General features: G+C 44.2%; 6 protein-coding genes. 5 read left to right on the forward strand and 1 reads right to left on the reverse strand.

What is annotated here, in order from left to right; translation table 11 throughout:
* Window positions 1-150 precede the first annotated feature (150 nt).
* Entirely contained in the window at window positions 151-315 is a 165-nt protein-coding gene (locus ACP5N5_RS05520; protein ID WP_428133681.1) for a hypothetical protein, read from the reverse strand.
* Window positions 316-690: 375 nt separating this feature from the next.
* On the opposite strand from ACP5N5_RS05520, the gene ACP5N5_RS05525 reads away from it, so the two are divergent.
* The 5 genes from ACP5N5_RS05525 to ACP5N5_RS05545 all read left to right on the forward strand — a co-directional run.
* Window positions 691-2,253, forward strand: coding sequence for a phenylalanine--tRNA ligase subunit alpha (locus ACP5N5_RS05525; RefSeq protein ID WP_042667133.1), 1,563 nt, complete (start codon window positions 691-693; stop codon window positions 2,251-2,253).
* A 17-nt stretch (window positions 2,254-2,270) separates the two neighbouring features.
* The gene (locus ACP5N5_RS05530) at window positions 2,271-3,203 is read left to right on the forward strand and encodes a radical SAM protein (RefSeq protein WP_428133686.1); all 933 of its coding nucleotides are present in this window, start codon (window positions 2,271-2,273) and stop codon (window positions 3,201-3,203) included.
* A 178-nt stretch (window positions 3,204-3,381) separates the two neighbouring features.
* A complete protein-coding gene (locus ACP5N5_RS05535) occupies window positions 3,382-3,867 on the forward strand; it encodes a QueT transporter family protein (RefSeq protein ID WP_428133689.1) in 486 nt (161 codons plus the stop codon).
* Entirely contained in the window at window positions 3,864-4,586 is a 723-nt protein-coding gene (locus tag ACP5N5_RS05540) for an ABC transporter ATP-binding protein (protein ID WP_428133691.1), read from the forward strand. Before ACP5N5_RS05535 ends, ACP5N5_RS05540 begins: the two co-directional genes overlap by 4 nt.
* Window positions 4,570-5,085: hypothetical protein (locus ACP5N5_RS05545; RefSeq protein ID WP_428133693.1), on the forward strand; the 516-nt coding region annotated here is incomplete at its 3' end. The genes ACP5N5_RS05540 and ACP5N5_RS05545, both read left to right, overlap by 17 nt.

Here is a 5,085-nt window from a genome sequence, read left to right on the forward strand (position 1 = left end):
GCTCATGGGCGGCTGTCGAGCCCAACGGCACGGGGCTCCCATCTACGAAGAGCCCCGCGGGGCTTGGAGCAGTGCTCCCACCGCCCCGCAGGCTTCAACAACCTCTCCAACATTCGATCCCAACTGTCTATAAAAATTTCCTCAATGACCTTAATAAACGTTTCTGCCCCAGGGAAGCATGTAAGCGTTTTGATGAACTGGGCTGTTGTAGCTAAGAGCCTGCCTAGGCGGTGGGAGCAATGCTCCAAGCCTGGGTTGGTTAAGTCTAGATGGGAGTCCTTTGCCGTTGGGCTCGACAACCGCCCGTGAACCCACAGTGATCACCCGTGACATGTCGGCGAGGAGGAACTTCCTACCACATACACAAAACACCATAGTTTAAACGAGGTGAAGCAATAGGGAGAAGTGATGGGTCCAGGTCTTATATAGGTTTATATAAGCTGGTTTCATCTCTTCATCCTTGTTCCCCCTGTATACTGCTTGGGTTTGCAGAGTGCTTCAGGAATAGATTCATACATGCGATTACATTCTTCAATAAAAGAATTTTGATAGTAAACCCTAGTAAACCTATATGAAAGCGGAAACAGCATACCGAGGCAAAGCAATTAAAAATATTTAGAGGTAATTAAATAACGACGAATAGACCTAAACCCTCTGACATCTTAAGGGTGAGTGTATTAAACGTTCACCATGGGTGGTGAGGAGTGCTTGAGTAGACCGGTGTTTCTATCACCTAGGCAGTATAGAATAGTATCTATATTAGTGGAGAAGAAGGCCATAGACATTAATACTCTTGCTCAATTAATTGAAGGCAGGCCAGAAGATTTGATGAGGGATCTCGCTGAACTAGAGGGAAGGAAGTTAATTAGAATTCTTAAGCAGGCGGTGAAAATACCTGTTTTAACAAGTGAGGCATACTTCTACCTGGAGAAGGGGATGCCAGAGGAACAGGTGTATAGGGTGCTCGGTAAGTGTGTTAATAAACCGCTCAATGAGTTTATTCAGTGCATTAGAGAACATACAGGTATACCAGAGGAAATAGTAAAGATAGGGTTGCAGTACCATTTGAAGTCGAAGTGCCTGGTGGTCTTGAATGGCATAGTTGCCAAGGGGGAGGAAGAAAAGTGTATTGAATTGATGAAAAGTGCTGAGGAAGTTAAGAGGAAACTCGAGTTGATCAGGGATAAGGGCGAGATGCCCTCCGACACAGAGTTACTTAGAAGGAGGCATCTAATAGAGTTGAGGGATAGGACGAGTATCACTGTATTGCCGATGCCGGAGCTCTTAGACCTCTATAGGAATGGATTGGTAAGGGAAAAAGAGGTATTAACCATAGTAAAACCAGCCCTAACCCCCACACTAGATCAATACATTATAAAGGAATTCGATCTCTCAATAGAACCTCCTGCCATACCTTTGGCTAGAAAGCACCCCTTTATGGAGTTTATAGATGATCTAAGGGATATCCTAACATCGATGGGTTTCGAAGAGGTTAAAGGACCCCATGTAGAGGCTGAGTTCTGGAATTTCGATGTCCTATTTCAAGCACAGGATCACCCGGCTAGGGAGATACATGATACATTCTTCCTGAAGACTGATCTACGGGCTAAGATACCTGCTTGGCTCCTTGAGAGGGCTGGTAGGATACATGAAGAAGGATGGAGGTATAAGTGGAGTCCTGAGAGATCTCTAAGATTAGTCTTAAGGAGCCAGACAACGGCTGTTTCTGCTAGAGCTATATATGAGAGGGGAGAGGGTGAGTACAGGGTTTTCACGATAGATAGGAACTTCAGACCCGAGAACCTTGACGCTAAGCACAGTATGGAGTTCCACCAGTTGGATGGGGTGATCGTGGGCAGGGATGTTAACTTCAAGCACCTTCTATATTTCTTCAAGGAGCTTGCAGCAGCCTTAGGGATAAAGGAGGTCTGGTTTAAACCAGGTTACTTCCCCTTTACTGAGCCAAGTGTTGAAGGATATATTAAACACCCGAGGCTTGGATGGGTTGAGGTGTTCCCCGGGGGTGTTTTCCGACCTGAGGTCATGAATATTCTTGGAGCACCGGGTGTTAGGGCTGTTGCATGGGGTATAGGTGTAGACAGGCTGGCTATGACTGTGCTGGGCTTAAACGATATCAGGCTATTATTTACCAGGGATCTCGACGTGTTGGAGAACATTAAGTATAATGGACTACCATTCTTTAAGTCGAGAACAACCGGTAGAGAGGTAAGGGTTGTAGAGTACCCATACTAGGTAAGGGTTCAGTCTTCATGAGGTTTTTCACATCATTCTTCTACGGTATACACCCGAGTAAATGCTATGGCTACATAGTGAACATAGATCCCCTTCTCCCCCCGGGCAAGTGTGTTTTGAACTGCCCGTACTGTCCTTTGCCAATTAGAGAAGTCGTTGGGAAAGGTTATGGTGTAAGAGTCAACATCGATCACTTTAAATCAGTGCTGGAGAAGTATGGTGATGTACTCGCAGAGGTTAAACGCATCAGGATATGGGGATTCGGCGATCCATTCCTAGTTGAGAACCTCAGCGAATTATTAATGGTTCTAAGGGAGTATATGCGTAGTCGTGGCATAGATGGGTCGCTAATATTACACTCCAGCGGGCTAGCACTCCACAGGATGGTGGAGACGAATACAGCTGAATTAATGGATGAGGTTGGAGTGGCCTTTCCATGGTGTATCGGTGAGTATCCTCTTCATGGGTTCGGAGGATTAATTAACCTGTTGCAATCATTTCCCGGGAAAGATAAACTCATTATAGAGGTGCTTGCATATAGGAGGAATAGTGAGATATATCCGGATCCCCTGATGCTTCAAGAACTATCCTCTTGTATTAAGAAAACTGGTGTTAACAGGATACGTGTCAAAACCCTCTCGAGACCCCCATTCAATGAGGAACTCAAACCCGTATCCCGGCGAGTATTAAATGATATCGTGAGGCGTCTAGAGGAGGACGGCTTCGATGTGTCGACGTGTAACATGGATCTACCTCCATTGAGGAGTATTAAGATTAGTGGGCTCTTAGAAGTAATATATAATCACATACTCAGGCTTCCATTGTCAACTAGGGATATATTACAGGTTTACGGTGAAAACGGGCTTATAGCAGTGAAGAATATTGTCGATGAGCAAAAAGCTGTTACAAGGGTCTGGGAGAACATATTGTTCTATAGGGGTATACTATAGGATTATTAGTTCTTCACCTGATGACTCAAGAATTCACTAATAACAATTAATCCAGGTTATTTATGAGCTGTGAAATCAGGGGAGGTTCTTATCCTTGTTGCACCAGGGATAGAATTATGGTTTAAAAAGCAATGGTTAGTTATTTATATAATCCTTGAAAATCCGGTACGGTGATTTCATGAGGATTAGTCCCATGTTCATAACGAGGTCGTTAATTATAGCGTCCGTCTATACTGCTGTAACCCTGATGCTTGGATACATATCGTATGGTGAACTACAGTTTAGGGTGAGCGATGCAATGATAATATTGCCGTTGATAGTTGGTTTGGGTTTAGACGCGGTTGTTGGCTTAACCATAGGTGGGTTGCTTGGAAATTTAGCGAGTCCATTCATACCATGGGACTGGGTCTTTGGACCACTGGCTAATCTAGTCGCTTCAACTATTGTTTACCTAGTTGGGAGAACCAGGCTGAACACTTATGTAAAGCTTGCTGTATCCTCGATACTTGCCTCTCTAGCTATTGCTGTGATAGTGGGATACGAGTTAACAGTGATATATGGGCTTCCAGGGCCAACTATACTCTATATTTTCATAAGCGAGCTAGTCATTATAGGCGTCATAGGTGGATTAGTATATAGGTCTCTCAGGGTGTTTTTTAAGTGAACAAGGTGAGAGGGGTAGATTTATCAATAGGTTATTTACCAGGTAAACCGTTAATAGAGGATGCAGAGTTCACTCTAGGCCCTGGGCTCCACGTATTGATCGGTGCTAATGGAAGTGGTAAGTCGACGCTGTTGAAGACGATAGCTGGGATAATAAAGCCTTTGAAGGGTAGTGTAGAGGTAAACAGTGTAAATATACATGACATACGTAGGCGGGAAGCAGTGAGGCTTGTAGGATATGTGTGGCAGAATCCTTTCCACGGCTTCATAGAGGCTACTGTTGAAAGAGAGATATCATTCATCACGAGAATGACTGGGGCGCGGGTAAATGGTGAGATACTCTACAGGCTCGTGGATATGGAGTTAATGGATAGAAACCCGTTCACACTAAGCGGGGGAGAGGCTAGGAGGGTTGCGCTTGCAAGCGTTCTCTCAATAGATCAACCAGTATGGTTGCTCGATGAGCCCTTCTCGGATCTAGATTATAACGGCTATCTCATCCTCGCGGAGCTAATAAGGTATGGAGTTAAAAACGGTAAGGTAATCGTTATGACAACACATATTGTTTCACTACTCGATCCACTAGAGCCAAATACTTTTCTATTAATAGACAGGGGCAGGAGACGACTGCTCAAGGGAGACTGGGGGGATTTAACCGATGACCTATTACTTGGGGCAGGCATAATTCCGAGGAGGATTTCATGTGGCACTACTATATGAATCAGTGATGCTGCAGGATAGGGATACATGGCTCAATAGGAAGTGGTTCATCTTATTGAAGCTAATCCTCCTTATTGTTAACATAACCATCATAGTCCTAGATAATCCCTATATCATCTTATTATTCACTATTGTGTATGTGGTCTTCTATGCTAGTATAAGAGCTTTGAAACTAGTTTACTCCGCTCTCTTAATGTATATACCCCCTATCTCGGCTGTTACATTATTAACATACCTAGCAGGTAATCTCTCCATGCATCACTTGAACCTCTATATATATGGGTTCTCCCTAATCCTCTCCATACTGCTTATCTTCTCAACAAGCAAGCGCGAGGATCTACTTAGGTTGCTATCGAAGATAAGGCTTGATATGGCGTACTCGTTAACCCTCAACATATTCGAGGAGCTGAGGCAAATGGTTGACTCTAAGATAGCGCGTGGATGGGAGCCCGGCTTCAACCCATTCAAATACTATGTCGTAATAATAGATGCGATAAAA

Source organism: Desulfurococcus sp. (assembly GCF_049970475.1).
GTDB classification, from domain to species: domain Archaea; phylum Thermoproteota; class Thermoprotei_A; order Sulfolobales; family Desulfurococcaceae; genus Desulfurococcus; species Desulfurococcus amylolyticus.